At 68.3% G+C, this 26,929-nt stretch carries 27 protein-coding genes; 15 read left to right on the forward strand and 12 right to left on the reverse strand.

Annotation, left to right across the window (positions count from 1 at the left end; all coding sequences use genetic code 11):
* Window positions 1-67 precede the first annotated feature (67 nt).
* Both ACWGE0_RS20415 and ACWGE0_RS20420 read left to right on the forward strand, forming a co-directional pair.
* Entirely contained in the window at window positions 68-910 is an 843-nt protein-coding gene (locus ACWGE0_RS20415) for a DUF5753 domain-containing protein (RefSeq protein WP_452262460.1), read from the forward strand.
* A 106-nt stretch (window positions 911-1,016) separates the two neighbouring features.
* Window positions 1,017-1,874, forward strand: a complete 858-nt coding sequence (locus ACWGE0_RS20420) for an ornithine cyclodeaminase family protein (protein ID WP_452262461.1) — start codon at window positions 1,017-1,019, stop codon at window positions 1,872-1,874.
* 102 nt (window positions 1,875-1,976) lie between these two features.
* On the opposite strand, the gene ACWGE0_RS20425 is transcribed toward ACWGE0_RS20420, so the two are convergent.
* Window positions 1,977-3,197 (reverse strand): family 16 glycosylhydrolase, encoded by a 1,221-nt coding sequence (locus tag ACWGE0_RS20425; RefSeq protein ID WP_452262462.1) that lies wholly within the window; start codon window positions 3,195-3,197, stop codon window positions 1,977-1,979.
* A gap of 200 nt (window positions 3,198-3,397) precedes the next feature.
* Between ACWGE0_RS20425 and ACWGE0_RS20430 the strand changes: the two genes are divergently transcribed.
* The 3 genes from ACWGE0_RS20430 to ACWGE0_RS20440 are packed head-to-tail and all read left to right on the forward strand — an operon-like array spanning window position 3,398 to window position 5,719.
* On the forward strand, window positions 3,398-4,576 hold the full coding sequence (locus ACWGE0_RS20430; RefSeq protein WP_452262463.1) for an MFS transporter: 1,179 nt from the start codon (window positions 3,398-3,400) through the stop codon (window positions 4,574-4,576).
* A gap of 19 nt (window positions 4,577-4,595) precedes the next feature.
* Window positions 4,596-5,159, forward strand: coding sequence for a TetR/AcrR family transcriptional regulator (locus ACWGE0_RS20435; RefSeq protein WP_452262464.1), 564 nt, complete (start codon window positions 4,596-4,598; stop codon window positions 5,157-5,159).
* Window positions 5,156-5,719 (forward strand): hypothetical protein, encoded by a 564-nt coding sequence (locus ACWGE0_RS20440; RefSeq protein ID WP_452262465.1) that lies wholly within the window; start codon window positions 5,156-5,158, stop codon window positions 5,717-5,719. Before ACWGE0_RS20435 ends, ACWGE0_RS20440 begins: the two co-directional genes overlap by 4 nt.
* On the opposite strand, the gene ACWGE0_RS20445 is transcribed toward ACWGE0_RS20440, so the two are convergent.
* Window positions 5,675-6,097, reverse strand: a complete 423-nt coding sequence (locus ACWGE0_RS20445; RefSeq protein WP_452262466.1) for a nitroreductase family deazaflavin-dependent oxidoreductase — start codon at window positions 6,095-6,097, stop codon at window positions 5,675-5,677. The genes ACWGE0_RS20440 and ACWGE0_RS20445 overlap by 45 nt on opposite strands.
* A complete protein-coding gene (locus ACWGE0_RS20450) occupies window positions 6,098-6,877 on the reverse strand; it encodes a helix-turn-helix transcriptional regulator (protein WP_452262467.1) in 780 nt (259 codons plus the stop codon). It abuts the gene before it with no gap.
* Window positions 6,878-6,970: 93 nt separating this feature from the next.
* Between ACWGE0_RS20450 and ACWGE0_RS20455 the strand changes: the two genes are divergently transcribed.
* From ACWGE0_RS20455 to ACWGE0_RS20465, 3 genes are read left to right on the forward strand one after another with little or no spacing between them, the layout of a single operon-like run.
* Window positions 6,971-8,626, forward strand: a complete 1,656-nt coding sequence (locus ACWGE0_RS20455) for an AMP-binding protein (RefSeq protein WP_452262468.1) — start codon at window positions 6,971-6,973, stop codon at window positions 8,624-8,626.
* A gap of 30 nt (window positions 8,627-8,656) precedes the next feature.
* Window positions 8,657-9,472: an SDR family NAD(P)-dependent oxidoreductase gene (locus ACWGE0_RS20460; RefSeq protein WP_452262469.1), complete on the forward strand. Its 816-nt coding sequence runs from the start codon at window positions 8,657-8,659 to the stop codon at window positions 9,470-9,472.
* Between the two features lie 3 nt (window positions 9,473-9,475).
* Window positions 9,476-10,663 (forward strand): hypothetical protein, encoded by a 1,188-nt coding sequence (locus ACWGE0_RS20465; RefSeq protein WP_452262470.1) that lies wholly within the window; start codon window positions 9,476-9,478, stop codon window positions 10,661-10,663.
* Here ACWGE0_RS20465 and ACWGE0_RS20470 read toward each other — a convergent pair.
* Complete coding sequence (locus ACWGE0_RS20470) at window positions 10,641-11,504, reverse strand: AraC family transcriptional regulator (protein WP_452262471.1); 864 nt, start codon at window positions 11,502-11,504, stop codon at window positions 10,641-10,643. The genes ACWGE0_RS20465 and ACWGE0_RS20470 overlap by 23 nt on opposite strands.
* A 29-nt stretch (window positions 11,505-11,533) precedes the next feature.
* Window positions 11,534-12,202 (reverse strand): nitroreductase family protein, encoded by a 669-nt coding sequence (locus ACWGE0_RS20475; protein ID WP_452262472.1) that lies wholly within the window; start codon window positions 12,200-12,202, stop codon window positions 11,534-11,536.
* 71 nt (window positions 12,203-12,273) lie between these two features.
* Between ACWGE0_RS20475 and ACWGE0_RS20480 the strand changes: the two genes are divergently transcribed.
* A complete protein-coding gene (locus ACWGE0_RS20480) occupies window positions 12,274-13,179 on the forward strand; it encodes a LysR family transcriptional regulator (RefSeq protein ID WP_452262473.1) in 906 nt (301 codons plus the stop codon).
* Here the strand turns inward: ACWGE0_RS20480 and ACWGE0_RS20485 are convergent.
* A complete protein-coding gene (locus ACWGE0_RS20485) occupies window positions 13,169-13,900 on the reverse strand; it encodes a glycosyltransferase (RefSeq protein ID WP_452262474.1) in 732 nt (243 codons plus the stop codon). The two genes, ACWGE0_RS20480 and ACWGE0_RS20485, sit on opposite strands and share 11 nt — an antisense overlap.
* A gap of 81 nt (window positions 13,901-13,981) precedes the next feature.
* Between ACWGE0_RS20485 and paaZ the strand changes: the two genes are divergently transcribed.
* On the forward strand, window positions 13,982-16,003 hold the full coding sequence (gene paaZ / locus ACWGE0_RS20490; RefSeq protein WP_452262475.1) for a phenylacetic acid degradation bifunctional protein PaaZ: 2,022 nt from the start codon (window positions 13,982-13,984) through the stop codon (window positions 16,001-16,003).
* Between the two features lie 109 nt (window positions 16,004-16,112).
* On the opposite strand, the gene ACWGE0_RS20495 is transcribed toward paaZ, so the two are convergent.
* Entirely contained in the window at window positions 16,113-17,591 is a 1,479-nt protein-coding gene (locus tag ACWGE0_RS20495; protein WP_452262476.1) for an FAD-dependent oxidoreductase, read from the reverse strand.
* A 42-nt stretch (window positions 17,592-17,633) separates the two neighbouring features.
* On the opposite strand from ACWGE0_RS20495, the gene ACWGE0_RS20500 reads away from it, so the two are divergent.
* The 4 genes from ACWGE0_RS20500 to ACWGE0_RS20515 all read left to right on the forward strand — a co-directional run bounded on the left by ACWGE0_RS20500 (window position 17,634) and on the right by ACWGE0_RS20515 (window position 21,410).
* Window positions 17,634-18,896 carry an NAD(P)/FAD-dependent oxidoreductase gene (locus ACWGE0_RS20500; protein ID WP_452262477.1) on the forward strand — a complete coding sequence of 421 codons (1,263 nt, stop codon included), beginning with the start codon at window positions 17,634-17,636 and terminating at the stop codon, window positions 18,894-18,896.
* An 89-nt stretch (window positions 18,897-18,985) separates the two neighbouring features.
* Window positions 18,986-19,492 (forward strand): helix-turn-helix domain-containing protein, encoded by a 507-nt coding sequence (locus tag ACWGE0_RS20505; RefSeq protein WP_452262478.1) that lies wholly within the window; start codon window positions 18,986-18,988, stop codon window positions 19,490-19,492.
* 26 nt (window positions 19,493-19,518) lie between these two features.
* Window positions 19,519-20,421, forward strand: a complete 903-nt coding sequence (locus tag ACWGE0_RS20510; protein WP_452262479.1) for an SRPBCC family protein — start codon at window positions 19,519-19,521, stop codon at window positions 20,419-20,421.
* Between the two features lie 146 nt (window positions 20,422-20,567).
* Window positions 20,568-21,410 (forward strand): extensin family protein, encoded by an 843-nt coding sequence (locus tag ACWGE0_RS20515; protein WP_452262480.1) that lies wholly within the window; start codon window positions 20,568-20,570, stop codon window positions 21,408-21,410.
* A gap of 118 nt (window positions 21,411-21,528) precedes the next feature.
* On the opposite strand, the gene ACWGE0_RS20520 is transcribed toward ACWGE0_RS20515, so the two are convergent.
* From ACWGE0_RS20520 to ACWGE0_RS20540, 5 genes are all read right to left on the reverse strand, one after another.
* Window positions 21,529-22,155, reverse strand: coding sequence for a DUF4360 domain-containing protein (locus ACWGE0_RS20520; RefSeq protein WP_452262481.1), 627 nt, complete (start codon window positions 22,153-22,155; stop codon window positions 21,529-21,531).
* 400 nt (window positions 22,156-22,555) lie between these two features.
* A complete protein-coding gene (locus ACWGE0_RS20525) occupies window positions 22,556-23,068 on the reverse strand; it encodes an ATP-binding protein (RefSeq protein WP_319963709.1) in 513 nt (170 codons plus the stop codon).
* 200 nt (window positions 23,069-23,268) lie between these two features.
* Window positions 23,269-23,889, reverse strand: coding sequence for a DUF4360 domain-containing protein (locus tag ACWGE0_RS20530; protein ID WP_452262482.1), 621 nt, complete (start codon window positions 23,887-23,889; stop codon window positions 23,269-23,271).
* Between the two features lie 445 nt (window positions 23,890-24,334).
* The gene (locus ACWGE0_RS20535; RefSeq protein ID WP_452262483.1) at window positions 24,335-25,615 is read right to left on the reverse strand and encodes a HAMP domain-containing protein; all 1,281 of its coding nucleotides are present in this window, start codon (window positions 25,613-25,615) and stop codon (window positions 24,335-24,337) included.
* Window positions 25,612-26,277 carry a response regulator transcription factor gene (locus ACWGE0_RS20540; protein ID WP_452262484.1) on the reverse strand — a complete coding sequence of 222 codons (666 nt, stop codon included), beginning with the start codon at window positions 26,275-26,277 and terminating at the stop codon, window positions 25,612-25,614. Before ACWGE0_RS20540 ends, ACWGE0_RS20535 begins: the two co-directional genes overlap by 4 nt.
* Window positions 26,278-26,302: 25 nt before the next feature.
* On the opposite strand from ACWGE0_RS20540, the gene ACWGE0_RS20545 reads away from it, so the two are divergent.
* Complete coding sequence (locus tag ACWGE0_RS20545; RefSeq protein WP_452262485.1) at window positions 26,303-26,863, forward strand: hypothetical protein; 561 nt, start codon at window positions 26,303-26,305, stop codon at window positions 26,861-26,863.
* Window positions 26,864-26,929: the final 66 nt, after the last annotated feature.

A 26,929-nucleotide genomic window follows, 5' to 3' on the forward strand; every position in this document is an offset into this window, starting at 1 on the left:
AGCCGCCTTTGGGCGTGTTGCGTCCGAATGGATCGGAGTTTCGGGTAATCGGTATACCGTCATCTTCATGCCGAAGAGATACTCCACTGTGAGGGGCCGTGAGTTCGGTGACGGCCTTCGCGCAGCTATTGCCAACGCAGGCATGACCTCGCGCGCGGTCGCCGAACTCCTGAATTGGGAGGAAAGCAAGCTTTCGGACCTCGTCAACGGCAAAGGGGGATCGAGCGAGTTGGAGCTGGCGCTGCTCCTGGGCGTTTGCCGTACGCCGGCCGAGGAGCGCGACCGACTGCTCTCGATCTTCCGCGTCATCCATGTCAAAAGCTGGTTGCACGAGCACGGTGCCGCCGAGCCGGCCACGCGACGCACGCTCGCCCAGCACGAGAAGATGGCGAAGACGTACGTGGGCTGGCAGCCCTTGCTGGTGCCCGGCACGTTGCAGATTCCCGGCTACGCGCGGGCCGTGGTGGAGGCGTGTGCGAACCCGCCAGAAGGTGACGTGGAGGAGTGGGTCGCGGCGCGGGTAGCGCGGAAGGAGGCGCTTCGGCCCGGGATGACCGCGACCTATTACATCCACGAGTCGGTGCTGAGGACGCCCGTCGGGGGTGAGGAGGTGATGCGCGCGCAGTTGCAGCACTTGTCGCGAGTTTCGGCGCGGCCGTATGTCGCCATCAGGGTCGTATCGACATCGGTAGGCGCGCATGCGGGACTGGCGGGCGGGTTCAGTTTGCTGAGGTTCCACAAGCACGAGCCGGTGGTGTTCGTGGAGAGTGAGAACACTTGCCTGTACATCGAGACGGGGAACCTCATCAAGACCTATGACGCGGTGATCGAGTCACTCGCTCGGACGGCGCTGAACGAGGACGAGTCGAGGAAGCTCATCGATGACATCGCAGGTGGCGCGAGCAGCTGAGGAACGGACGACCGTCGCTCACCTCGAGGCCGGCGCGGTGGCGTGAGAGGCGTTCCTCGCGGACGTCACACGGGAGCCTTAACGGGCGGTCGTTACGATCCGAACCATGACCATGCCCGCAGCGATCGAAGCCGTCCGCGCCGCGTTCATCGGGCTCGCCGCGGAGGAGTTCGACCTGCCGCCGCGGCTGGCGTTCAGCGAGAGCGGTTCGCTGGTGATGGCGGTGCACCACCGGCCCACGCGGTCGACGGCGGTCAAGGTGATCAGCATCGAGATCGAGCGCGATCCGGTGATCACGGGCACTGTTGTCTACTCGCATCCGGATGGGCAGTTCGTCACGGACGCGGTGCCGTTGACGACGCTCAGGACCGGGGCTGTTGTTGGTGTGGCCACGGATTTGCTCGCTGATGAGGACGCTTCGCACCTCGCGTTGCTGGGGGCCGGGGCGCAGGCGGCGGATCAGGTTCGGGCGGTGCATGCGGTGCGGCCGTTGAAGAAGCTTGTCGTGTTCAACCGGAACGCCAAGAAGGCCGAGGCGTTGCTGGAGGACCTCAAGGACGAGCTGCCGGACACGGTGATGGATGTCGCGGCCAACGCGGACGAAGCGGTTGAGAGTGCGGACGTCGTGTGTTGTGCCACGGCGTCGACTGTGCCGTTGTTCCGGTGCGACTCGCTCAAGGAACGGGTGCACGTCAACGCGATCGGGTCGTATCGGCCGGTGATGCGGGAGCTGCCCGAGAACCTGCTCGCCACGGCGGAAGTTGTGGTGGTGGACCAGGTTGAGGCTGCGCTGAGCGAGGCCGGGGAGATCATCCGGGCGGTGCAGTCCGGAGTGCTGCGGCTGGAGTCGCTGGTCGAACTCGGTGCGGCGCTGGGGAATCCGCCGCTGAAGGAAGGCCGGACGGTGTTCAAGTCGGTCGGGGTCGCGGTGCAGGACTGGGCGGTGGCAAGGCTTCTGGCCTAGAGCATGAAGAAGCGCTGGACGTGAACCCGTCCGCCGCAGGGGTTCACGTCCAGCGCTGTGTTTCTCCTGGCCCGATCATGCGCTACCGGGCTGGGAGAAGCTTCACACCTGCCACTTCTGGCTGGCGACGCCGAGGCAGTCCCAGATGTGGAGTTTGGTGCCGTCGGCCGAGGAGCCGCCCACGGCGTCCAGGCACTTGTTGGCCTGCGGGTTCACGATGTCCTGTGCCCCGCTGACGGCCCATTGCTGGGCAGCCGAGCCGTTGCAGTCCCAAAGCTGGACCACTGTGCCGTTGCCGGTGCCGCCGCCGTTGACGTCGAGGCACTTGCCCAGTGCGCGGATCGTGCCGTCGCCGGGACGGCTCCACTTCTGGGCCGCGTTGCCGTTGCAGCCGGTGATCTGGACCTGCGTGCCGTTGGCGGTGTTGGCCCAGGGCACGTCGACGCACTTGCCGCCGATGCCGCGGATCTCCGAGCCACCGCTGGGCGGCGGGCTGTCGTTGGAGACGCGGACCCAGTCGATCACGAGTTGCTGCGGGAACGTCGTGCTGCCGTCCGGGTAGCCCGGCCATTCACCACCGACCGCGAGGTTGATGATGATGAAGAAGGGCTTGTTGAACACCCACGGGTTGCCGTTGACGTCGGTCGGGGTGTTGCGGGCGTAGACGTTGCCGTCCACCGACCACGTGATCTCGCCGGGCTTCCAGTCAACCGCGAAGTTGTGGAAGCCGTCGGCGAAGTTCGGGCCGTTGTAGGCGTGGGACTTGCCGCCCGCGCCGCTGTAACCGGGGCCGTGGATCGTGCCGTACACGGTGTTCGTCTGGTGTCCCAGGAACTCCATGATGTCGATCTCGCCAGAGCCTGGCCACGGGTTACCGCTGTTGATGTCCGCACCCAGCATCCAGAAGGCCGGCCAAATGCCCTTGCCGCGCGGCATCTTCATGCGCGCTTCGAACCGGCCGTAGGTCTGGGTGAACTTCCCGGCGGTGTTGATCCGGGCGGAGGTGTACTGACACCTGCCGTACCAGCAGTTGTAGTTGCCGGGGTTCTCGCGCTTGGCGGTGATCACGAGATTGCCCTGGCCGTCGTGCGCCGCGTTCGACGTACCGGCCTGGTACCACTGATGTTCTTTGTTGTTGCCGTTGTTGTTACCGACTTCCATTTGCCACTTGCCGCCGTCGACACCTGTGCCGGCGGGGGCGTTGAACTCGTCGGCCCAGGTCACCGCCGCGTTGGCAGGGGGAGCTTGGCTGGTGGTGGCGACGGTGATCCCTGCGGCCACCATCAAGGCGGCAGCGAGGGCCGTCCCGATGCGTCGCTGCATCGAACCGACCTTTCCGGGTGTTTAGTTGTGCGCCCAGTGGTTCGGAAGTGTTGTCGTGCCGTGACTCTCGGTCAACGTGTAAACGTTTTCACGAATTTGTCAGATGAGAGCGCTCTCAAGTGATCTAGAGCGTGACCTGCGGTGCAGTGGGCCGTTAAAACAGGTTGCGGCGAGTTGTGGTGGGCAGACAGGTTCGGACCATGACTCGGGGGATGCTCTGGCTGTCGGCGATCGCGTGCGGTGTCGCGGTCGGCAACGTGTACTTCCCGCAGGCGGTCACCCCGCTGGTGGCGGAGGGTCTGCGCCTGCCCGCCGACAGAGCGGCGCTCGTCGTCACCGCGGCACAGATCGGGTACGCGTGCGGGATCTTCCTGTTGGTGCCGCTGGGCGACCGCGTGCCGTACCGGCCGTTGCTCGCGACGCTGTTCGCGGTGACCGGGTTGGGCCTCGCGACGGCGGGGCTGGCGCCGTCGTTCGGGCCGTTGCTCGCCGCGGGGGTCGCGGTCGGGGTGACCACGGTGATCGCGCCGATCATCGGCCCGATGGTCGCCGGGATGGCGGCCCCCGAGGCCAGAGGCGCGGCCAGCGGGACGATGCTCGCCGGGTCGATCGGCGGGATGCTGCTCGCCCGCACGTTCGCCGGGGCGCTCGGGGACTGGCTGGACTGGCGCGCGCCGTACCTGGTCGCGGCGGGGCTTGCGGTCGTGATGGCGGTGGCGCTGTGGCGGACGTTGCCGGTGACGAAGCCGCACACCCGTCAGTCCTATCCGGACCTGTTGCTGGAACCGTTGCGGCTGCTGCGGAGCGAACCGGAGCTGCGGCGTTCCTGTCTGTACCAGGCCATGATCTTCGGGGCGTTCAGCGCGGTGTGGGGGAGTGTCGCGTTGCTGCTCACCGGGCCCTCGTACGGCTACGGCGCGCAGGCGGTGGGGCTGCTGGCGCTGGTCAACGCCGCCACGATGGTCGCCACCCCGATCGCGGGGCGGATCGTGGACCGGCGCGGATCGGATCCGGTGAACCTCGTGTGCATGATCGCCGTGATCGGCTCGGCGGTCGTGCTGGCGTTCGCGACGGCGGGCGGAACCGGTGGGCTGGTCGCGCTGGTGCTCGGCACGCTGGTGCTCGACGTCGCGATGCAGTGCGGCATGGTCGCGAACTCGATCCGCATGTACGCGTTGAGCGACACCCATCGCGGCCGCCTCAACACCGCCTACATGACCTGCGCGTACCTCGGTGGCGCGGTGGGCTCGTGGCTCGGCGTGCGGGCGTACACGGCGTTCGGGTGGCGTGGCGTTTGTGGCCTTGTCGTCCTGATGGCGGCCGTGGCCCTCACACGCCACGCCGTCGCCATCAAGCTGCCGCTTGACGAGCGAGGCTAATGCCATTAGCTTTTCGGCTATGGCAGTTCGCTCACGTCTCACCACCGCCAAGGTCGTGGACGCCGCGCTGGAGCTGGTCGACGAGCAGGGCGTCGAAGGACTGACGCTCGCCGCCGTCGCCACTCGCACCGGTGTCGCCACGCCCTCGCTGTACAAGCACGTCGCGAGCCTCGGCGAGCTGCGAGGCCACGTCGGCCTGCGAGTGCTGGAGGAGATGACCGCCCGGCTCACCGAAACGGTGCTGGGCCGAGCGGGCGACGACGCCGTGGAAGCGCTCATGCACGCCTACCGGGCGTACGTCCAAGAACGGCCGAAGCGCTACGCGGCCGCGCCGATGGATCCGCTGCACGACGAACTGCAGGCGGCCGCCGGCATGAAGTTCATGGAGGTCATCCTCGCGACGTTGCGGCAGTACGGCCTGGAGGGCTCGGAAGCCATCCACGCCACGCGACGGCTGAGGGTGATCGTGCACGGCTTCGCCTCGATCGAGTCCGGCGGCGGGTTCGGCCTGCCGGAAGGGCTCGACGAGACCTACGACCAGCTCGTTCAGATGTATCTCAACGATCTCAGGGGGACATTGTGAGACTGACACTCGCCGCCGCCGGCCTGCTTTTCTTGCTGTACCCGGCATTCCGGCCGTGGGAGGACGAGACCACCGCCGCGGGTGCCGCGGCCGCGATGGGGTCGACCGCCTGGGTCGCGTCGCACCTGTTCGCGATGATCGGGTTCATCCTGGTGCCGATCGCGCTGCTGGAGATCCACCGCACCGCCGCGATCACGTTCTGGGTCGGCGCCGGGCTCACGTTGCCCTACTACGGCGCCGAGGACTTCGGCCTGCACGAGATCGCCGGGCAGCCGAACATCCTCGAGCTCGCCGAGGCCGTGCGCTACAACCCCGTCGCCGTCACGACTTTCGCCGTCGGGCTGGTGACCATGGGCGTAGCGGCGGTCATGGTCGCGCTCAAACTCCGCACCACAGCGGCGATCCTGTTCGCCGCCGGGTTCGCGTTGTTCCTGCCGCAGTTCTTCACCCCGCCCGCGGCGAGGATCGCGCACGGCGTGCTGCTCGCGGTCGGCTGTGTGTGGCTCGCGTGGGAATCAACGCGGCGTGAGGCGAAAGACCCTCAGCTCGCGGCCGCCTGAGCGCTCGACGTAGTCCTGGAACGCGGGCCAGGCCGCCACCATCTTGCTCCAGGCGGCCTCTCGCTCTGCTCCTTCGAGCAGCGTTCCCCGCACGTCCCGGACGTCGCCGCGCAGGTTCACCTGGATGTCCGGGTTCTTCAGCAGGTTCGCGGTCCAGCCCGGGTGGTGCGGCTTGCCCCAGTTCGAGCCGACGACCAGCATGCCGTCCCCGTCCGCGACGTACTGGACCTGGTTCTCCCGCCGCTCACCGGACTTCGCGCCCACGGTGATCAGCGTCAGCCCGGTCTGCTTGCTGAACGAGACGGTCATGACCTTGCCGCCGGTCAGCTTGTACAGCAGGCGATCGGTGCCGATCACGGCCTTCTCGAACCAGGACATTCAGAGCGCTCCCGTCGACCTCGCCGCGTGGACGGCGGCGGTTCTGTTGTGCACCCCCAGCTTGCGCATCGCACCCTGGAGGTAGGCCTTGACGGTTTCGGTGCTCAACCCGAGCTCGGCGGCGATCTCCCGGTTGGACGCACCGACCGCGGCCAGCCGAAGCGTATCGAGTTCGCGCGGGGTCAGTCCGGTGGGGACGGTGACGGGAGATTCCCCGCCGAGATCCTGGTGGACCCGGCGAAGACGGTCGCGCAACGCGGGATCCCCGACGAGCTTGGCGACCTCGGCGAGCTCGCGCAGTGCGGCTTGTGTTTGGAGTGACGGCATGTCCAGGTCCTGTGCGAAGCCTTGCGCGATGGCGCCTGCCATTCTGATGGCCCGGTCACCGACTGTCGTCTGCCCTCGCACGGCCCCGTAGAGCACGCCGTGGACGGTGCCGCGGACCGCGACGGGATAGGCGAACACCGAGGTCAGGCGCTCGTCGACGACCACCATCTGGTCGAACTCGTGGGTGATCGCACGGGTGGTGGCGTAGTCGTTGACGCGCACCGCCGTGCCCATCGCGATCGCCGTGCCGCCCAGGCCGCGGCCGGTGCCGACGCGCAGTCCGTGCAACGAGCTGCCGTGCATGCCGTAGAAGCTGCTCAGCACCAGGTCGCGGCCAGGCGTGACGGCGCCGCCGAACACGACGGGCAACCCGGTGGCACGGCGGAGCATGTCCAGGCGTTGCGGCAGCAGTGCCTGGAAACGGTCTGGCAGCACGCTGGCAGTTTCGCCCACGAAAGCACCCTCGAAAAGGGGTGCACCCCCATCCGGGGGTATCCCGCAGGCTCCGGTCCTCCCACCCTCTGGAGCCAGCGAAGGAGGCCACCGATGTCCAGCCACGACACCTACCGCGCGGCCCGCGATCTGATGCTGACCGACCCCGAGTCGTTCACCTGGCCGAGCTTCGAGAACAGCTTCAACTGGGCGCACGACTGGTTCGACGTCATCGCCGAGGGCAACACCGCGACGGCGTTGCACATCGTCGAGGAGGACGGGACCGGGCGCGCCTACACGTTCGACGAGATGCGCCGCCGGTCGAACCGCGTCGCGCGCTGGCTCGCCTGGCACGGCGTCGGCAAGGGCGACAGCGTGATGATCATGCTCGGCAACCAGGTCGAGCTGTGGGAGTCGATGCTCGCCGTGATGAAGCTCGGCGCCGTGATCATGCCGACCACCACCGCGCTGGGTCCTGCCGACCTCGCGGACCGGCTGCACCGCGGCTCGGTCCGGCATGTGATCGCGCGAAAGGAAGACGCCGACAAGTTCGAAGATGGTCCGGTTCTGATCGCGGTGGGCGGTGCCACCGCTGGCTGGCTGGACTTCGCCGAGACCGCCGAGGCGCCAGACAACCCGTTGCCACATCCCAAGACCAGGGCGGACGACCGGCTGTTGCTCTACTTCACGTCCGGCACGACCAGCAAGCCGAAGCTCGTCGAGCACACCCAGACCTCGTACCCGGTCGGGCACGTCACGACCATGCGCTGGATCGGCATCAAGCCCGGCGACGTCCACCTGAACATCAGCTCACCTGGCTGGGCGAAGCACGCCTGGAGCTGCTTCTTCGCGCCGTGGATCGCCGAAGCGACGATCTTCGTCTACAACTACGCCCGGTTCGACGCGGCCGCGCTGCTCGGCCAGATCCGGGACAAGGCCGTGACGACGTTCTGCGCGCCGCCGACCGTGTGGCGGATGCTGATCAAGGCCGACCTCAGCGGCGGCCCCGGCGGGCTCAGGGAGGTCGTGGCCGCCGGCGAACCGCTCAACCCGGAGGTGATCGAGCAGGTCCAGAAGCAGTGGGGCCTCACGCTGCGGGACGGTTTCGGACAGACCGAGACCACGCTCTCGGTCGGCAACGTGCCCGGCGCACCGGTGAAGCTCGGCTCGATGGGCACACCGCTGCCGGGCGTCCCGGTCGTGCTCGTCGACCCGATCACCGGCGAACCGGCCCAGGAAGGCGAGATCTGCATCGACCTGTCGCGACGGCCGATGTCGCTGATGGTCGGCTACCACGGCGACGAGGAGCGCAACGCCGAGGCGATGGCCGGCGGTTACTACCACACCGGCGACATCGCGAGCCGGGACGAGGACGGTTACCTCTTCTACATCGGACGCACCGACGACGTGTTCAAGGCGTCGGACTACAAGATCTCGCCGTTCGAACTGGAGAGCGTGCTGATCGAGCACCCGGCCGTCACGGAGGCCGCCGTCGTCCCGTCGCCCGACCCGCTGCGCCTCGCCGTGCCCAAGGCGTACGTGGCGCTGAGCGCGGGCTGGGAGCCGAACCGGGAGACCGCGCTCGCGATCCTGAAGCACGCCCGCGCGAACCTGGCGCCGTTCCAGCGGATCCGGCGGCTGGAGTTCTTCGAGCTGCCCAAGACGGTGTCCGGCAAGATCCGCCGCGTCGACCTGCGCGCGCGGGAGGAACAGGGCGCCGGTGGAACGGGGGAGTGGCGGGACGACCAGTTCCCCGAGCTGCGCCAGTAGGGCGCTTGCCCATGGTGATCTACTGGTCACATGGTGCGAAAGATCGCGGGCCGCCCGGCGGTGATCACCGGGGCCGCCTCGGGAATCGGCCGCAGCCTCGCGCAACGGCTGTCCCGGCACGGCTCGCCGGTGGTCATCGCCGACGTCGACGAGGCCGGCCTGGAGGAGACCGCCAAGTCGCTGAACGGCCCGGTGCTGAGCCGCGTGCTCGACGTGCGGGACGCGGACGACTGGGAGCTGTTCGCCAAGGAGGTTAAGGACTGGCTCGACCTGCCCCTTGCCGCGCTGTTCAACAACGCGGGCGTTGCCACGTCCACGACCGTGCAGAACTCCGTGCCAGAAGACGACTCCTGGCTGTTCGACATCAACTACTGGGGTGTCGTCAACGGGACGCGGGCGTTCCTGCCGCAGCTGGTCAAGCAGAACTACGGCGTCATCGTGAACACCTCCAGCGTGTACGGGCTGCTCGGCATGCCGAAGAACAGCGCCTACTGCGCCGCGAAGTTCGCCGTCCGCGGGTTCACCGACTCGCTGCGCCAGGAGCTGCGCGGCACGGGCGTCTCGGCGGTCACCGTGCACCCCGGCGGGATCAAGACCAACATCGTCCGCAACGCCCGCATCCACACCGATCCCGACGGCCAGGGCCGGTCGCTGGAGGAGATGGCCGCGGACTTCGACAAGGTCGCGCTGACCACCCCGGACAAGGCGGCCGAGATCATCCACCGCGGGGTCGAACGCGGCAAGGCGCGGATCCTGGTCGGGCCGGACGCCTACGTGTTCGACGCGCTCGCCCGGATCGCGCCGACCTCGTACTTCACCGTGATGGCGCGCCTGTTCGAACGGTGAGGCATGATCCACGCCGTGGATTCCTCGACGGTGTTGCGGCGGACCGAACAGTGGTTCGTCCAGCAGGGTGCGCCGACCATGATCGAGGGCTACGGCTTCCGGTCGCACGTGCTGCCGCGGATGCTGCCCGCGCTGACGTTCGTCGCGGTCGGCAGCCTCGCGTGGCTCGTGCTGCTCAAGCCCACCGGTCTGTCGAAGTGGGTGCTGCTCGGCGTGATCGCCGCGGTGATGGTGTCCGCGTGGATCCTGCTGTCGTTGTTCGTGCGGCGGCTTCCGAGCTTCTCGCCGCGCACGACCGTGTTGTTGTTGGTCGCGTACGCGGCGATGCCGGTGATCGTGCCGGTGTTGCAGATGATCATCAACGACAAGCTGACCGCGCCAGGAGCTCCGGAGTTCGACCCCGAGTACAAGTGGCTCGTCGCTGTGGTGTGGTTCGTCCTCCTGTTCGGAGTGGCGTTCGTGGCGACGATGCTGGCGACCACCTACGGGTTGGGCGCACTGCTGAAGGCCGCCATCCGGGCCGTGATCTCCGACCTGCGCAACAGCGTGCACCTGCTCGGCAGGGCGCTGCCGCCGATGCTGTTCGTGACGCTGTTCCTGTTCTTCACCGGCGAGCTGTGGCAGGCGATGAACAAGCTGCTCTGGCCGCGGGTCAGCCTGGTCGTGCTGCTGTTCGCCGCGATCACCGTGCTGGCCGCGGCGGCGCGGTTGCGCGACGAGATCGGCAGGGTCGAGCAGGACCTGCGGCCGGAGATCCTGACCGGCGCGTGCAAGGGCACCCCGCTGGCCGGGGTGGAGATCGCCGAATCGTTGCAGCCCAAGCGGTTGAACCCGCGGCAGCAGCGCAACCTGCTGGTGATGCTCGCGATCCGGCAGCTCGTGCAGGCGGCCGTGGTCGGGCTCGGGCTGTTCGCGTTCTTCGTGGTGCTCGGCCTGATCGTCGTGACACCCGAGATCGCCGCGCAGTGGATCGGGGAGCCCGCGAAGCCGTCGGTGATTCCCGGCCTGCCGTCGGCGATGTTGCGCAACGCCACGTTGTTCGCGGCGTTCGGCAGCATGTACTTCTCGGTGATCTCGATGAGCGACGCCGAGCACCGTCGCCAGTTCTTCGCGCCAGTGCTGGAAAAGGTCGAACGGACCCTGGAAGTGCGCGCGGTGTACCTGGACGTCAGAACGCGGGCTGAGGCCTGAGCATCGCGTCCCGGCTGGGCGGCGCCCCGAACTGACGGCGGTACTCGCGGCTGAACTGCGATGGGCTGTCGTAGCCGACCCGGTGGCTGACCGTCGTCACATCCCGGTTCGTGGCGAGCAGCAACCTGGCCTCCTGCAACCGGATCTGCTTCTGGAACTGGATCGGGCTCATCGCCGTGACGGCCTGGAAGTTGCGGTAGAACGCCGACTCGCTCATGCCCGCGATCCGCGCGACGTTCTCGACCTTGAACGACTCGGCGAAGTTCTCGCGGATCCACTTCACGGCCTTGGCGATGTGGCTGAGGCTGCTGTCCTGCGACCCGAGCTGGCGCACGACCGTGCCCTGCTCGCCGGTCATCACCCGCCAGAGGATCTCCTGCTTGATCAACGGTGCCAGCGCCCTGGCGTCGCGCGGCTGGTCCAGCAGCCGCGCGAGCCTGGTCACGGCGTCGACGAGCTCCGGCGTGGCATCACTGACGGCCAGGCCCTCCGGCGTGCCCGGTGTCGTCGGGACGTCGTTGCTCAGCAGCAGGTCGGCCACCGCTTCCGGGCGCAGCACCAGGCCGATGCCGAGCGCGGGTTCGGACGGGCTGATGTCGACGTAGTTGCCGGTGATGGGCATGTCGATCGACGCCACCAGGTACTGGCCGGCCCGGTAGTCGTAGACGCGGTCGCCCAGCGCGATGCGTTTGCGGCCCTGGGCGACGAACGCGAGGATCGTGCCGCTCATGCTCGGCGTCGGCGGACCGCCCAGGGTGGTCCGCGAGACGAGGACGTCGTCGATGGACGTGGTCAGGTCCGGCCGGGCGTGCTTGGCGAGCAACGCGCGTAATTCGTCCACGCCGTCGATGCTCCCCGCTGGTGGGACGATCAGGCAAGTCCGCCGGCGAAGGTGAGCGCCTCCGCGAGCGGTTTGCGGCGCAGGTCCGGCACCTCGCAGTCGTCGGCCGGGTAGCCGACGGGGAACAGGATGTACGGCCGTTCGCCGGGACGCCCCAGCAGTTCGCTCAGGAACGTCATCGGGTTCGGCGTGTGCGTCAGCGTCGCCAGGCCCATCGAATGCAGCGCAGCGATGAAGAACCCGCACGCGATGCCGACGCTTTCGTTGGTGTAGTAGGTCTTCCGGCCGTCCTGCTGCTTCTGCGCGAACGCCACCACCAGCCACGGCGCGATGTCCAGGAACTCCTTCGTCGCGTCGGTCTCCAGCGGTGCCAGCGCCGCACGCCACTCCGGGATCTCGCGCTCGTGGTAGAAGCGGCGTTCCTCTTCTTCCGCCGCTTCCCGGACGCGTGCCTTGAGCTCGGGGTCCTGGGTGGCGACGAACCGCCACGGCTGCTGGTGCGCGCCGCTCGGGGCGGTGTTCGCGGCCAGCACCGCCAGCTCGATCGCTTCCGCCGGAACGGGATCGGGCGAGAACCAGCGCACGGACCGGCGTCCGTCGAGCAGCTGGTGGAAGGCCCTGCCGCGGTCGAGTCCGTCCTCGATCGGCAGCCGCGGCGGTGAGTACGGGACGAACGGGTGGCGGTGCGGTCGGTTCACGGTTCGGACGATGCCTGGCTCCGACTCTTCTGACCAGCTCAAGTTTCTTGTACGAGTTATAAGGTCAGCTCATGAATCTGCCGAACGTGACCCTGCGGCAGCTCGAGTACCTGATCGCGGTGGCCGAGACCGGGTCGCTGACCACCGCCGCCGCCCGGTGCCACGTCTCCCAGTCGGCCATCTCGCTGGCGTTGAGCGAACTGGAGCGCGCACTGGACCTCCGGCTGGTCGTCAGGTCACCACGCCGGGGCGCCGCGCTGACGGCGGCGGGCACGCAGGTCCTGGCCGACGCCCGCCGGGTGATCGGCGCGATGGGCGACCTGGGTCTGGAGGCGCGCGGACTCAGCCGGCAGATCAGCGGCGTGCTGACGGTCGGCTGCTACGCGCCGATCGCGCCGTTCCACCTGCCCGCGGCGATCGCCACGTTCGAACGCGCGCACCCGGACGTGTCCGTGCGGTTCGTCGAGGGGAGCCTGCCGGAGATCGGCGAGGACCTGATCGCCGGACGCTGCGAGATCGCGTTCCTCTACGACCAGGACCTGCTGCCCGGCATCGCCTTCCGCACGCTGTACGACCAGGCGCCGAAGGTCCTGCTGCCCGCCGGCCACCGGCTGCGGCGGCGTCGTGCGGTCGCGTTGCGCGAACTGGCGGACGACCCGTTCATCCTGCTCGACGTCTCCCCGAGCGAGCACTACTTCCGCTCGGTGTTCGCCGCCGCGGGCGTCGAGATGGTCGTGACCCACCGGGCCCGCAGCTTCGAGCTCGCCCGGTCGCTGGTGGCGCGCGGGATCGGCTATTCGATGACCGTGCAGCAGCCTGCCGTGAGCTCGTCGTACGAGGGGCTGGAGGTCGTCGCCGTGCCGTTGCGCGATGCCGTGCCGACCACCCCGGTCGTGCTGGGGTGGGCCGGTGGCGGACCGCTGACGCGCCGGGCGCAAGCGTTCGCCGACCACTGCGAGACGTTGTTCAGGCCCTGAACTCGCTGAGATCGACGCCGTGGCGTTCGAGCACCCGCCGCAGCTCGGCGTCGGGGTCGTGGACTGCCTGCCGGTAGACCGGTGGCCGCGTCGGGTGCAGGTCGAGCAGGTCGTGGTCGGCGTCCCAGCCGAGCCAGACCTTCTCGTACCAGTCGGGGACGATCTCGTGGGCGTGCCCGAACAGCCGCAGCTTCTCCCGCAGCTCGGCGTCCGTGCGCACGTAGGACAGGTGCCGCAGCCAGATGTCCGAGAAGTGCGGCTCGGCGTCGACGAACCGCGTGCCGGTGAACCGGGCGCCCCGGCGGACCGCGATCGGGGCGGTCAGGTTCTCCGGCGGCTCGACGCGGTGCTCGATCGTCTTCCAGTAGGTCAGCAGGTGGGCGCTGATCGCCGAGTGCTCGTCCGCTTCGCAGAGTTTCACCAACTTGCGGAGGTCGGCGTCCAGCAGGATCTCGTCGGAGTCGAGGCACAGCACCCAGTCGCAGTCGGCCAGCGCGTCCAGGCCCGCGTTGCGCGTGTCCTGCTCGCTGCGCCACTCCTGCTCGACGATCTCGATCCGCGGATCCAGCGGCGGGATCGGTGTCAGCGTGGTCGGCGCGCCGGACTGGGCACGGGTGCCGCGCAGGACCACCAGCCGGTCCACGACCTGGAGCAACTGGCCCGCGACCGCGGGCAGGAACCGCCACTCGTTGAGGACCGGAACGGCGGCGCCGAGCTTCATGGTGATCATCCTATCCACTGCTACCGTGCGGGAACGAGGTCGGCGCGGACCCGCCGGCCCAGCGTGAGAAGGGTTGGCTCGATGAGCTTGCTGCGCAGCTACGTGTCGGGTGGATGGCACACGCCTTCCGTGGAGGGCGCGCCGTTGCACGACGCCGTGACGGGTGAGGAGATCGCCCGGATCTCGTCCGCGGGCGTCGACATGGGCGCCGCACTGGCCTACGGGCGTTCGGTGGGCGGCCCCGCGTTGCGCGAGCTCACGTTCCACCAGCGCGCGCAGCTGCTGAAGGCGCTCGGGCTGTACCTGAAGGAGCACAAGGCCGAGCTGTATGCGCTGTCCGCGCGCTCGGGTGCCACCAGGTCGGACTCGTGGATCGACATCGACGGCGGCTTCGGCGTGCTGCTCGGATACGCGTCCAAGGCCAAGCGCGAGTTGCCGAACGACACGGTCTACGTCGACGGCCCCGTGGAGCCGCTGGGGCGCGGTGGCACGTTCGTCGGCCAGCACATCTGCACGCCGTTGCGCGGTGTCGCGGTGCAGATCAACGCCTTCAACTTCCCCATGTGGGGGCCGCTCGAGAAGTTCGCGCCCGCGTTCATCGCCGGGGTGCCGTCGCTGATCAAGCCCGCCTCGCAGACGGCGTACGTGACCGAGAAGATGGTCGAGCTGATGCTCGCGTCCGGGTTGCTGCCGGAGGGGTCGCTGCAGCTGGTCTGCGGGTCGGCGGGCGATCTGCTGGACCACCTGACGCCACAGGACCTGGTCGGGTTCACCGGCTCCGCCTCCACCGCCCAGCACCTGCGCACGCACCAGGCCGTGATCCGGTCGTCCGTGCGGTTCAACGCCGAGGCCGACTCGCTGAACTGCTCGATCCTCGGGCCGGACGCTGTTGCCGGGACGCCCGAGTTCGACCTGTTCGTGGGTCAGCTGGTGTCCGAGATGACCACCAAGGCCGGACAGAAGTGCACCGCGATCCGGCGTGCGCTGGTGCCGGCCTCGTTGATGGACGCGGTGGCGGAGGCGACGGCGGCGAAGCTGGCCGAGGTCGTCATCGGCAACCCTGCCGACAAGTCGGTGAAGATGGGCGCGCTGGCCGGTCTGGAGCAGCGCGAGGAGGTTCGCCGGTCGCTCAAGGCGTTGCAGGAGAACGCCTCGGTCGTCTACGGCGACGGTGCTCTGTCTCTTGTGGACGCTGACGCCGAGCGCGGCGCGTTCATGTCACCGATGCTGCTGCGCGCCGCGGCCGATGCCGTGCAGCCGCACGAGGTCGAGGCGTTCGGGCCGGTGTCGACGCTGATGCCGTACGACTCGGTGGACGACGCGGTCGAGCTGGCGGCTCGGGGTGCCGGTTCGCTGGTCGGGTCGATCGTCTCGGCGGACACCGACTTCGTGCGGGACGTGGTGATCGGTGTGGCGCCGTGGCACGGACGGTTGCTGGTGCTCGACCGCGAAGATGCGGGCGAGTCGACCGGGCACGGGTCGCCGTTGCCGATGTTGGTGCACGGTGGTCCCGGCCGGGCCGGTGGTGGCGAGGAGATGGGCGGCATGCGCGGCGTGCTGCACCACATGCAGCGCACGGCCGTGCAGGGCAGCCCGAAGGCGTTGTCCGCCATCACGAACCGCTGGGTGACCGGCGCGCCCCGTCGTGAGGACTCGGTGCACCCGTTCCGCAAGACGCTGGCGGAGCTGCGATTGGGCGACACGGTGGTGGCCGGCCCGCGTGAGGTGACGCTGGAGGACATCGAGCACTTCGCGTCGTTCACCGGCGACACGTTCTACGCGCACATGGACGAGGAGGCCGCCGCGGCCAACCCGTTCTTCGGGGGCAGGGTCGCGCACGGCTACCTGGTGGTGTCGTTCGCCGCCGGTCTGTTCGTCTCGCCGGAGCCTGGGCCCGTGCTGGCCAACTACGGGCTGGAGAACCTGCGGTTCGTCACGCCCACGTTCCCCGGTGACACGCTGACGGTGACGTTGACCGTCAAGCAGATCACGCCTCGCGAGGACCAGGAGTACGGCGAGGTGCGCTGGGACGCGGACGTGGCGAACCAGAAGGGCGAATCCGTCGCCAAGTACGACGTGCTGACGTTGGTAGCTAAGAGCTAACGCCTTGCGTCGCATCCCGATCGGCTGATCGACGTCTGCAAGTACCGCCAACTCTTGATCAAATCGCCTCCAACTACACCCAACAGGCAGGCAGGCCGTGAACCAGGCGCTAGCGGGGTTCACGGCGGGGGAGGGGCTTGGTGGCAGGCCCCTCCAGCACCTCGCCGTCCACGTCGAAGCGCGAACCGTGGCACGGGCAGTCCCAGCTGCGTTCGGCCGCGTTGAACCGCACCAGGCAACCGAGGTGCGTGCAGCGCATCGACACGGCGTGCAGCTCGCCGTCCTCGTCGCGGTAGACGCCGGTCTTGCCCAGGCCGTCGCGGATCACGTGCGCGTGGCCGCGCGGCAGGTTCTCGCTGGAGGTGGCGTCGGCGGGCAGCACGCGATCGCCGACCATCTGCACGGCCACCTCGGCGTTCTTCTTCACCAGCTCCGGCAGGGACTTCAGCGAGAACCGGTGCGGGCTGAAGCGTTCGGCCAGGTCGTTCGGCTTGCCCGTGACGAGGTCCGCGAGCATCGACGCCGCGAACGTGCCGCTGGTCAGGCCCCACTTCATGTAACCGGTGGCGGTGAAGATCGTGTCGTTGCCCGGGGTGTAGGTGCCGATCATCGGCAGGTGGTCGTAGGACGTCGGGTCCTGGGCGGACCAGCGGTGCGTGATTTCCTCGACCTGCCAGTGCTTTCGCGCGAAGTCCTCGAGGCGGCGGAACGGCTCGACGACCGGCTGGCCGGTGGGGTGGCTCTGGCCGGCCAGGATCAACTTGTCCCCGTGCGCGGCGATGGACCAGGACGGGCTGCCGGTGCTGATCGCGAGGGTGTTCGGCGGTTCGGCGACGCGGGCGGCGATGCAGTAGGCGCGGGTCAGTTCCAGGCGGGGGAAGTACAGGCCGCGGTCCAGCGTCGGGTAGTGGGTGGCGATCACGATCTTCGCGGCCTCGACCCGTCCGTCCGCTGTGGACACCCGGTGGCCGGACACGTCGAGCACGCGGCTGTGTTCGCGGACCGCACTGCCGTCGCCGTCGATCGCGGCGGCGAGACCCAGCAGGTACTTCACCGGGTGCAGCGCGATCTGGTCGTCCAGGCGGACGCCCGCGTGCACCTCGAACGGCAGGCCGGCGTCGGTGCTCGCGCGCACGGGCAGGCCGACCTGGCGGGCGGTGATCAGTTCGTGGTCGACGTCGCTGACCTCCGCCTCGGTGTAGGCGTAGGTCATGGCGGGGGCGCGGCGCAGGTCGCAGGAGATGCCTTCGGTTTTCACGAGGTCGGCGACCTGGGCGACGGCGGCCAGCGACGCCGCGGCGTAGTCGGTGGCGGCGGCCAGGCCGTGGGTCCTGCGGATCTGGGAGTACACAGTGGACTGGAGGGCGGTCACCTTGGCGGTGTTGTTGCCGGACACGCCGGAGGCCACCCGGTCGGCTTCCAGCACCACGACCCGAAGGCCGCGGCGCTTGAGCAGCAGCGCGGTGGTCAGGCCGGTGATGCCGCCGCCGACCACCGCCACGTCGTAGGTGTGCGCGCCCGTCAGCGGCGGGCGCGGCGTCGTGGGCAGCGCGGCGAGCCAGAGCGACTGGTCAGCGGTGGTGGTCATGGCGGCCGGATACCCGGCGGGTGGAACGGGTATGCGACATCCATGGGCAAGCACCGGGTAGTCGTCGTCGGCGGTGGGTTCGGCGGACTGGGCGTCGTGCGCGGGTTGAAGCGCGCGGACGTCGAGGTCACGTTGATCGACCGCACCAACCATCACCTGTTCCAGCCGTTGCTCTACCAGGTGGCGACAGCGTTGCTACCCGCTGGAGACATCGCACCGGCGTTCCGGGCGATCCTGCGCAAGCAACGCAACGCGCGGGTGCTGCTGGGCGAGGTGACCGGGTTCGACACGAAGGCGAAGCGCGTCCACGTCGACCTGCCGGACGGTACGTCGAACAACGTCGAATACGACACGCTCGTCGTGGCGGCCGGATCCAGGGACAGCTACTTCGGGCACGACGACTGGGCCGAGTCGGCGCCGCCGATGAAGACCCTGGAACAGGCCGTCGACCTGCGGTCGAAGCTGCTGCGGGCGTTCGAGACGGCCGTGGTCGCGGACGATCCCAAGCAGTGGCTGTCGTTCGCCGTGGTCGGGGCCGGACCGACCGGCGTCGAACTGGCGGGGCAGCTCGCCGACCTGGCGCGCAGGGCGTTGAAGGGGCAGTTCCGCGAGATCGACCCGCGCGACATCCGGATCACGCTGCTGGACGCCGTACCGCACGTGCTGCCGCCGTTCTCCGCACCACTGCGCGAGCACGCCCGAGCCAAGCTGGAACGGCTCGGCGTGACCGTGATGACCAACGCCATGGTCGAGTCGATCGACGACGAAGGTCTCACCACCAAGGACGGCGACCGGGTCGAGGCACGGACGATCATCTGGGCGGCCGGGGTGCAGGCCTCGCCGCTGGCCCGCGAGCTGGCGGCGGCGACGGAGACCGACGTGGATCGCAAGGGCCGGATTCTGGTGAATCCCTCGGACTGCTCGGTCGCCCGCGACGTCTACGCGATCGGCGACATGGTCAACCTGAACGACCTGCCGGGCATCGCCGAGCCCGCGCTCCAGGAGGGCCACCACGTCGCCCGCGTGATCAAGGCACGCCTGCAGGGCCGCGAGACCAAGCCGTTCAGGTACCTGGACCTCGGCACGATGGCGACGATCTCGCCTGGTGACGCCGTCGCGGACATCAAGAAGCTGCGGCTCAAGGGGATCATCGGCAAGGCGGCGTGGGCGGTCGTGCACATCGCGTTCCTCGTCGGGTGGCGCAACCGGATCGCGGTGCTGACGCAGTGGGCGTGGAACCTCGTCACGGGCCGCCGCGCGCAGCCGATCATTCTGGAACCGATGCATGCGATAGAGCGGAAATAGCAGGCGCGGCTACCGTCCACGAACCCGATGGCCAGCGCCGCGGCCACGACGCTCGGTGCTCTCCGTGGTGGACCAACGGAAGTGGACGTATGTCGAACCTGGTGAACCAACTGCCCGTCGAGGTGGTGCGGTGGCCGTTGGACGCGGCGACCCGGGAAGCGTGCCAGCGCAGCGGGACGTTGTGCCTGCTGGTGCTGGAGAAGAACGTGCCCGCGCCGGTCCTGACGGACATGCGGGAGGACTGGGTGCGCGCTCCCGTGCCGCACCAGGACCTCGCCGTGCGCATCGCGATGTTGCGGGCCCGTGCGGCCCGCTACGCCGTGCCGGAGCTGGACATGTCCGGCATCCTGCGCTTCCGCACGCGTTCGGTGGTGCTCTCGCCCACCGAACGCGCTCTGGTCGCCGAGCTGCTCAGACGGTTCCGGTCGCTGACCTCGCGCGAGGACCTGCTGCTCTGCCTGCCCACCAAGGACGGCGACACCAGCAACGCCCTGCACCTGCACATCATGCGGTTGCGACGGCGGATCTCGCCGCTCGGCCTCGTGATCAAGACGCTGTGGAACCAGGGCTACCAGCTCGGTCCGGCCGGTTCGTAGGGTTCGGCGCGGGGTAACCGCCCGGTGTGAACACGGAGCTGCTGAGCATCTACCTCAACGACCACCTGGCCGGGGCGATGGCGGGCACCGAGCTCGCGCGCCGGATCAGCCGCACCCACCCTGAACTGCGCATCCTCTCGGACGACATCGAAGCCGACCGTCAGGAGCTGCTCGCCGTCATGACCGAGCTCGGTGTCGAGCAGCGCCTGCACAAGGCCGCGATCGGCTGGCTCACCGAGAAGGCGGGCCGGCTTAAGTTCAACGGCAGGGTGCTGGGCCGCTCCCCGCTGAGCGACGTCCTGGAACTGGAGACCCTGCGCATCGGCATCGAGGGCAAGTCCGCGATGTGGCGGGCGCTGCAGGCGCTGGGCGCCGTCGACGCCGAACGGCTGGAGCGGCTGCTGCAGCGGGCCGGCAGCCAGGCGGAACTCGTCGAGCAGTACCGGATCCACCTCGCCCCGAAGGCGTTCAACTCGCCGCACGTGTCCGGCGTCGACGTCGAGCGCGCGTTCACCGTCGCGTCCCCGCCCGAGGGCGTCGTCGAGTACCTGCGCGACTTCTCCCGCGCCGAGCAGTGGGATCCGGGCACGGTGACGTGCACGCGCATCGACGAGGGGCCGGTCGAGGTCGGTTCGCGCTGGCGCAACGTGTCGACGTTCCTCGGCCGCAAGACCGAGCTGGTCTACGAACTCACCCGCGAGGACGCGCACGGCCTGCAGTTCGTCGGCCGCAACGACACCGCCACCTCCACCGACGACATCTCGATCACCGCGGGACCCGCGCCCGGCACGACCCGGATCGGCTACCACGCCCACGTCGAGTTCAACGGCCTGGCGAAGCTCGGGGCACCGGTCGCGAAGCTCGCGCTGGAGAAGCTCGGCAACGACACCGAGAAGAACCTGATCCGCGTGCTCGGTGGTGTGGGATAGCCAGGACCGCGCGGTAAAGAGAACGGAAAACCCCAGGTCAGCCCGGATTCCCCGGGCTGGCCATGATCCCTAGACTGCCTCGCGCCGGTTCGTGAGACAGGCCTTCCTCCTGTCCGCTCCGGCTAGGACGCAGAGGGAGAACTGGGGTGTTCGAAAACAACGTCAGCAGGCGCGGTTTCGTCACGGGCGCGGCGGCTGTCGCCGGTCTCGCCGGCCTGTCCACCATCGCGCCGGGCCTCGCCGGTGCGGCTCCTGCCCATCCCGAAGGGCCCGCGAACGACCAGCACACCGACGCCGAGATCCAGGCCGCCGAGGTCGGCGCGCTGGCGATGATGACGTTCCAGAAGATCGACGGCACGCCCGTCTACTACTGGCGCTCCAACCGCGGCAACACGACCGCGCGCAACTGGCAGGCCACCGACGCGTTCTACAACGCGCTGGTCGCGTGGATCCGGGACCTGCGCTCGCTCTCGTCGAGCTACGGCTCGATCAGCTACGTCGTCTCCGCCGGTTTCTACGTCGACAAGCCCGGCCAGCACGGTGCCGGCACCGCGATGGACCTCGACCACGTGCGCTGGTCCAACGGCAACGTCACCTCGCCGCTCGACCAGCACCACGCGTCGGGCACCGCGGCTCTGCGCAAGCGCTACCTCGCGACGGAGGCCGTGTGCCGCCGCCGATTCCGTTACGTGCTCGACGGCTGGTACAACGCCGACCACCGCGACCACATCCACTCCGATTTCGGTGGAATGCCGGTGCGGGTGCTCAAGGATTCCGAGGCCGACACCAAGTTCGTTCAGGGCACCTGCAACAACTTCCGCGCCTCGGGCCTCGCGATCGACGGTATTTGGGGCCCGGCCACGCAGAGCGCTTTCAACGGCCTGAAGTCCGCGCTCGGCGTGACGGGTGACCCGCACACCAGCACTTCCGTGTGGCAGGGAATGCTGTCGAAGATTGCGACCAAGGGCTTCGCGAACCAGAACATCTGATAGGAAAACAGCAGAACCAGCAGAAACGACAAGGCCGAAGCCCGGAGACGCGGGGGCTTCGGCCTTGCCGTGCGAGGGCCTGCTAATCGTTTACTCGTGATCCTCTACTCGGGATCGTTTACTTGGGACACTTCTTCCACGCGAAGTGGTAGATGGTCTCGATCGAGCCGTCCGTCGAGTCCATCGCCATGAAGCTGGTCTTCTTCGGATCCGACGTGCCCTTGTCCAGGCGCAGCTCGGTGTTGATGTTGAAGTTCCGCTTCGCCCCGCACGGGTGGTAGATGATGGACGCGATGTCGGTCTTGTGCGTCACCTGGAAGCTGTCGCTCATCGCGCCGCTCCAGGTCTTCGACCGCTGGTCGTTGTCGGACATTCCCTGGAAGTAGTAGCTGGCCTTCTGTGTTCCCTTCGCACCCTTTTCCAGGTGGGCGAATCCTCTGTAGTCGGCCTGTGCGATGCCGTAGGTGAACCCGCCCGGCACGTTGACTTTGAGGTTCAGCTGGCAGTTCTTCCGGAAATCGGTCGGCTTCGCCTGCGGGCCGACCTGGGCCAGGTAGTCGCTGTAGGTGACCGTGAACGCCTTGTTGTCCGGGGAGACGGCGATGGCGGCCGTGCCGATGCGGCAGCCGGAGCCGTTGACCGTGACGACGTCGATGGTGATCTGGCCCGTCGGGGGCGGATCCGCGACCGGGGGAATGACGATGGTGGACAGAGCCAAGCCGGCCGCAGCCAACGTGCTAATCATGGGACACCTTTCCGAATGTGCAGGACATGTCGGGCGGCGTGGTACGAGACCGTATCGGAAAGGGTGTTAACGAACGTCCGCCAACCAGAGCAACATTGCCCGTCGTTAGCGCAGGTGAATGCGCATCGACCTATTGTCACCATTTGTGTTGGATCGGTTACCGCACTAATGGGCGGGTCAGGCCGGGCGTCGGACAATTTCCGCCCGTACCGAAAGAACGGCATTAAGAAACCTGATGGTCCAGGCCTCGGCCGAATGTAACACGCCTCGAACGGAGTACTGGTCGTCTGGGATGTGGAACTCAATTCGTGAAGCGTCCACACCTGTGAACCCCCGAACACCACAAGGGCGCATCCTCAGATGGATGCGCCCTTGTGGGTGAAACTCGAGATGAAGCGGTTTAGCGCTGGTTCCCGTTGCCCATCGAGCCGCCGAGACCGAACAGGATCCGCTGGATGAGCTCCGGATCGACGTCCGGCTCGTCGCCCAGCGCCTCGGCCGCGGGGGAGCGGCGCTTCTCGCGCCGGGGCAGTGGCACGGCGTTGGCGTTCACGCCGGTCGGCAGCTGGAGCTCGCACCAGATCAGCTTCACGCCGTTGCCGAGTTGCAGCTCGCCGGTGCGCAGGTCAGGTGAGGTGGGCGGCATCGTGAACCTGGCCGCCTCGAGCTCGACCACCAGGTAGTCGCCGCTCAGCCGCAGCCGGAGTGTGATGAGTCGTGACGTTTTGGGGTCAGCGGATTCGATAGCGGCCTCGACCAGGGCGCAAGCCACGGCCGAGCACTCGCCGATCATGTTGCGGAGCCGCCATTCACCGAGCGTGAAGCGGACGAACAGATCTGCGCAGTTCACCGCGGTGGGCAACGCGATGAGTGTCAGGTCGTCGACCTGGGCAGTCTGGGCGTTCACCGGCATGCAGCCTCCGTTCGCGTGCGGCGCGCGATCCAGCGACGGTCACCCGAATGGCCGTCGCGGTGTGCGGGAATCTACATGGGTATACGCGGGAAGCAATGGCCTGGTTGACTCGCCCGTCAAAAGTCACGTCCGGGTCACGGCAAGAGGCCCCGGCACTCACTGTGGGTAGAGCGCCGGGAGCACTCAGTGATCAAATTCGCTCAGCATCGCTTCCAGGCGAACTGGTAGCGGGTGTTGACGCTGCCGTCGGTCGAGTCCATGGACACGAACGCCGGCTGGTTCGAGGAGTTCGTGAACGCGCGGACCTCGGTGTTCACGTTGAGGTGCCGCACCATGCCGCACGGCGCGTAGACGATCTCCCCGACGTTGGTGGAGTCGGTGAACTGCCAGTTGTCGGTCTTGGGGCCGTTGATGTTGTGCGTGCTCGCCACCGTCGAGGACTGGCCCGCGAAGTAGTAGCTCGCCTTCTGCATGCCCTTCGCGCCTCTGGGTAATTGTGCGAACCCGCGGTAGTCGGCCTTCGCGATCCCGAAGGTGAAGCCCTGCGGGTAGTGCACGCGCAGGTTCAGCTGGCAGTTCTTGCGGAACTGCGTCGGTGTCGAACCGGCACCGGCCTGAGCCGTGTAGTCGCTGTAGGTGACCGTGAATGCCGTGTTGTCGTCGGAGACCGCGACGGCGGCTGTTCCCGCTGGGCAACCCGAACCGTTGACCGTCACGACGTCGACGGTGATTTTTCCGGGAGGAACATCCGCGGCGCCGGACGTCTCGGGGGCGACGAGGAGTGACAGTGCCAAAGTCGTAGCTGCCATCACAGTGAGCATGAGGCGCCTTCCATTTCGGGGGATGGATGGCGGCGGAGTGGCAGTGACGTTATCTTAAATAGACTTAAGGCACGGACAGCCGACCGGGCGAACTTAAATATATTTAAAACGGATTAATCGTCTGAACGGTGGATTGGCGACGGCAGGTCGTGGGCTAACTTCGTGTCAGATCAGAAAAACGATCACACAGACCAAGGTGAATACACCGGTCCCCACACCCGGCGCCGAGAGCCCCGGCTGATCCACCTCGTTACACCGGTGTGGGAAGGCAAGCGCGCACTGCTCATCGGGTTCCTTCCTCCTGCTCGGAGCTCGGTGGTGCGGCAGCGGTGCCGCGCAGCCGGCTGGTGCCCGCCGGCGGCGTCGGACCCATCCCACGGTCCGAACGCCGCCGGCGGTGTTCTTTTTCCGGCCCTGCACCCCCTGCCAGGGCTGGAAGCGATCCCTAGAGCCTCCGGAGCCTCAATTGCACGCGCGCCCCACCCAGCGGCCCGCGGTCGACGTGGAGAGAGCCACCAGTGCTTTCCGCGGCGCGGCGGGCGATGTCGAGCCCCAGCCCGGTGGAACCACCACCGCTGGCGCCGCGCCGGACCGCCTCTTCGGTGTCCGCGATGCCGGGACCGGCGTCCTCGACCACCAGCACGACCAGGTCGGCCTGGTGCACCAGCGTCACGGCGAACCGGGTGCCCTCCGGGGTGTAGCGGAAGACGTTGCCCAGCAAGGCGTCCAGCGCGGCGGTGAGATCGGTGCGGGCGAGCGGCACGTGCGCGGGCCGGTCGGCCCCGCGGATGGTCCACGGCCGTTCCTGGTCGTCGGCGAGAGCGGACCAGAACACCAGCCGGTCGCGCACGACGCTCGCCGCGTCGGCACCGCTGTTGTCGGGCTGCAGACCAGAACGGGCCGCCTTGATGATCTCGTCGACCTCCCTCTCGAGGCCCTGGACGGCCTCTCGGACGCGGTCGGCGCCCGAACCCCTGCCGAGGGTGTCCGCGTCCAGGAGAAGGGCCGTGAGAGGCGTTCTGAGGCGGTGCGAGAGGTCGGCGACCACCTCGCGTTCGGAGGCGAGCAGGTGCCGGACGCGCTCGGCCATGGCGTTGAAAGCCTTGCCGACCTCTGCGAGCTCCGGCGGGCCCTTGACCGGCACGCGGACGGTGAGGTCGCCCTGGCCCATCCTGCGGGCCCCTTCGGCGAGCCTGCGCGTGGCTTTGACGGCCCGCGCGCCCAGCCGGTCGGCGACGAACACCGATCCGGCGACGAGCCCGACCGCGACCCCTGCCAGCAACCACCACGTGCCGATCACGCCGTGGGTCAGCTGTTCGTGCGGAACGAACGCCTCGATGATCGCGACCCCGCTGGCACTGGTGGCCAGCGGCTGGAGATAGGAAATTCCATCGGGTCTTTCGACCGTGGACGCCCTGGCGAGGTTTCGCGCCTCCTCGAGGTTGGCGGCGGTGATGTGCGAAGTGCCGTAGGTGCCGGCGGGGACGGCGATGTGCACGGCGAGCCGCTGCTGCGTGCCGTACTGGGTGGTCCTCATGGCCTGGCGGATGTCCGTGGGCTTCTGGGAGATCACCAGCACCGGGATGAGCGCGTTGGCCTGCTTCTCGGCCTCGCCGAGTGCGCGCTCGTACGCCGCGTTCTTGACCACGAGAGCGAGTGGGATGAGGAAGGCCAGCGCCACCATGCTGGTCGCCGCGAGAGCGACCAGCACCAGTGACCGCCTCATCTCGGTGCGACCAGACGCACGCCGACACCTCGCACCGTGTGCAGGTAACGCGGCTGCGCGGCCCGTTCACCGAGCTTGCGGCGCAACCACGACAGGTGGACGTCGAGCGTCTGGTCGTCGCGGGTGGACGGCCACAGGCTGGCGAGGATGTCGGCCCGCGGCACCACCTCGCCGGAGCGTGCGGCGAGGAACGACAGCAGCTCGAACTCCTTGTGCGTCAACGAGAGCTCTCGTCCGTCCACACTGGCCCTGCGGCGGTCGACGTCGATCTCCAGGCCGCCGATGACGAGCTGCTTGCTGTCCCTGGCCCTTCTGAGCACCGCCTGCAGGCGGGCCTCGAGGTGTTCGCTGGAGAACGGTTTGACGAGGTAGTCGTCGGCGCCCGCGTTGAGCAGGCGGATGATCTCCGCCTCGTCGTCGCGGGCGGTGGCGATCACCACGGGGGTGTTCGTGACGCCTCGGATCATCCGCAGCGCGTCACCGCCGTCGAGGTCGGGGAGCCCGAGGTCGAGCACCACGACGTCGTAGTCGTTGGCGGTGACTTCGCGCAAAGCCTCGATCGCGAGCGCGACACCGTGCACGATGTGGCCCTGGCCGGTGAGGGCGCGCGTGATCGCCGCCCGCACCACCGGGTCGTCTTCAACCAGCAGCACTGATGCCATGAGCCGCTACAGGAGGATTGCCGCAGTGAGACGGTCGATCGGATACCTCGCCGCCTGGGCGGTGGTGACCGCTGTGGCCGTCGGCCTGTCGTGGTTCGGCATCCGGTCGGCCATGGAACCCACGCCCGTGGCCGGTGTGGGCGCCGCGGACGCCACGTCGGGCCCAGGTGTCCTGCCGATGCCGACCGTCACGTCGATCAGCGTTGCGGTGCCCGAAGCGGGCCCCCCGATCAGCACGCCGCCTGTCACGCCCTCGTCCACCAGGCCTCCTGTTGTCAGTTCGTCAGTTCCGGTTCCTCCCAGTAGTACGGATGCGCGTCCCACCTCGGCTCAACTCCAGGAGGGGGAATGGCAGTCGGACGGCTCCTACGTCCACGCGTTCCACCTGCGAGGTGGTGACGTGGTGGTGCGGTACCGCTCAACGGGTGTGGAAGCGCTGTCGGCCACACCCGCCGACGGCTGGTCCGTGTCCGTGGAGCAGCCAGGCGGCCCGCTGGTGGTGAACTTCCGCAACGCCGCCGGCCGTCTCTCCCGCTTGGAAGCCACCTGGTCCAACGGCCCCACGGCACGCGTCGTCGAGCAGTAACGGCGTCTGCAAGTACCACCAACAGGGGTGTTGGTGGTACTTGCAGACGCCAGAAGAGCTACAGGC

It is taken from the genome of Lentzea sp. NPDC054927 (assembly GCF_053610285.1).

Excerpts from the sequence above, each read along its gene's own strand:
- ACWGE0_RS20415 (WP_452262460.1), top strand. The coding sequence starts at position 68 with ATGCCGAAGAGATACTCCACTGTGAGGGGCCGTGAGTTCGGTGACGGC.
- ACWGE0_RS20420 (WP_452262461.1), top strand. The coding sequence starts at position 1,017 with ATGACCATGCCCGCAGCGATCGAAGCCGTCCGCGCCGCGTTCATCGGG.
- ACWGE0_RS20425 (WP_452262462.1), bottom strand. The coding sequence starts at position 3,197 with ATGCAGCGACGCATCGGGACGGCCCTCGCTGCCGCCTTGATGGTGGCC.
- ACWGE0_RS20430 (WP_452262463.1), top strand. The coding sequence starts at position 3,398 with ATGACTCGGGGGATGCTCTGGCTGTCGGCGATCGCGTGCGGTGTCGCG.
- ACWGE0_RS20435 (WP_452262464.1), top strand. The coding sequence starts at position 4,596 with ATGGCAGTTCGCTCACGTCTCACCACCGCCAAGGTCGTGGACGCCGCG.
- ACWGE0_RS20445 (WP_452262466.1), bottom strand. The coding sequence starts at position 6,097 with ATGTCCTGGTTCGAGAAGGCCGTGATCGGCACCGATCGCCTGCTGTAC.
- ACWGE0_RS20455 (WP_452262468.1), top strand. The coding sequence starts at position 6,971 with ATGTCCAGCCACGACACCTACCGCGCGGCCCGCGATCTGATGCTGACC.
- ACWGE0_RS20460 (WP_452262469.1), top strand. The coding sequence starts at position 8,657 with ATGGTGCGAAAGATCGCGGGCCGCCCGGCGGTGATCACCGGGGCCGCC.
- ACWGE0_RS20465 (WP_452262470.1), top strand. The coding sequence starts at position 9,476 with ATGATCCACGCCGTGGATTCCTCGACGGTGTTGCGGCGGACCGAACAG.
- ACWGE0_RS20480 (WP_452262473.1), top strand. The coding sequence starts at position 12,274 with ATGAATCTGCCGAACGTGACCCTGCGGCAGCTCGAGTACCTGATCGCG.
- ACWGE0_RS20485 (WP_452262474.1), bottom strand. The coding sequence starts at position 13,900 with ATGAAGCTCGGCGCCGCCGTTCCGGTCCTCAACGAGTGGCGGTTCCTG.
- paaZ (WP_452262475.1), top strand. The coding sequence starts at position 13,982 with ATGAGCTTGCTGCGCAGCTACGTGTCGGGTGGATGGCACACGCCTTCC.
- ACWGE0_RS20495 (WP_452262476.1), bottom strand. The coding sequence starts at position 17,591 with ATGACCACCACCGCTGACCAGTCGCTCTGGCTCGCCGCGCTGCCCACG.
- ACWGE0_RS20500 (WP_452262477.1), top strand. The coding sequence starts at position 17,634 with ATGGGCAAGCACCGGGTAGTCGTCGTCGGCGGTGGGTTCGGCGGACTG.
- ACWGE0_RS20505 (WP_452262478.1), top strand. The coding sequence starts at position 18,986 with ATGTCGAACCTGGTGAACCAACTGCCCGTCGAGGTGGTGCGGTGGCCG.
- ACWGE0_RS20520 (WP_452262481.1), bottom strand. The coding sequence starts at position 22,155 with ATGATTAGCACGTTGGCTGCGGCCGGCTTGGCTCTGTCCACCATCGTC.
- ACWGE0_RS20525 (WP_319963709.1), bottom strand. The coding sequence starts at position 23,068 with ATGCCGGTGAACGCCCAGACTGCCCAGGTCGACGACCTGACACTCATC.
- ACWGE0_RS20530 (WP_452262482.1), bottom strand. The coding sequence starts at position 23,889 with ATGCTCACTGTGATGGCAGCTACGACTTTGGCACTGTCACTCCTCGTC.
- ACWGE0_RS20535 (WP_452262483.1), bottom strand. The coding sequence starts at position 25,615 with ATGAGGCGGTCACTGGTGCTGGTCGCTCTCGCGGCGACCAGCATGGTG.
- ACWGE0_RS20540 (WP_452262484.1), bottom strand. The coding sequence starts at position 26,277 with ATGGCATCAGTGCTGCTGGTTGAAGACGACCCGGTGGTGCGGGCGGCG.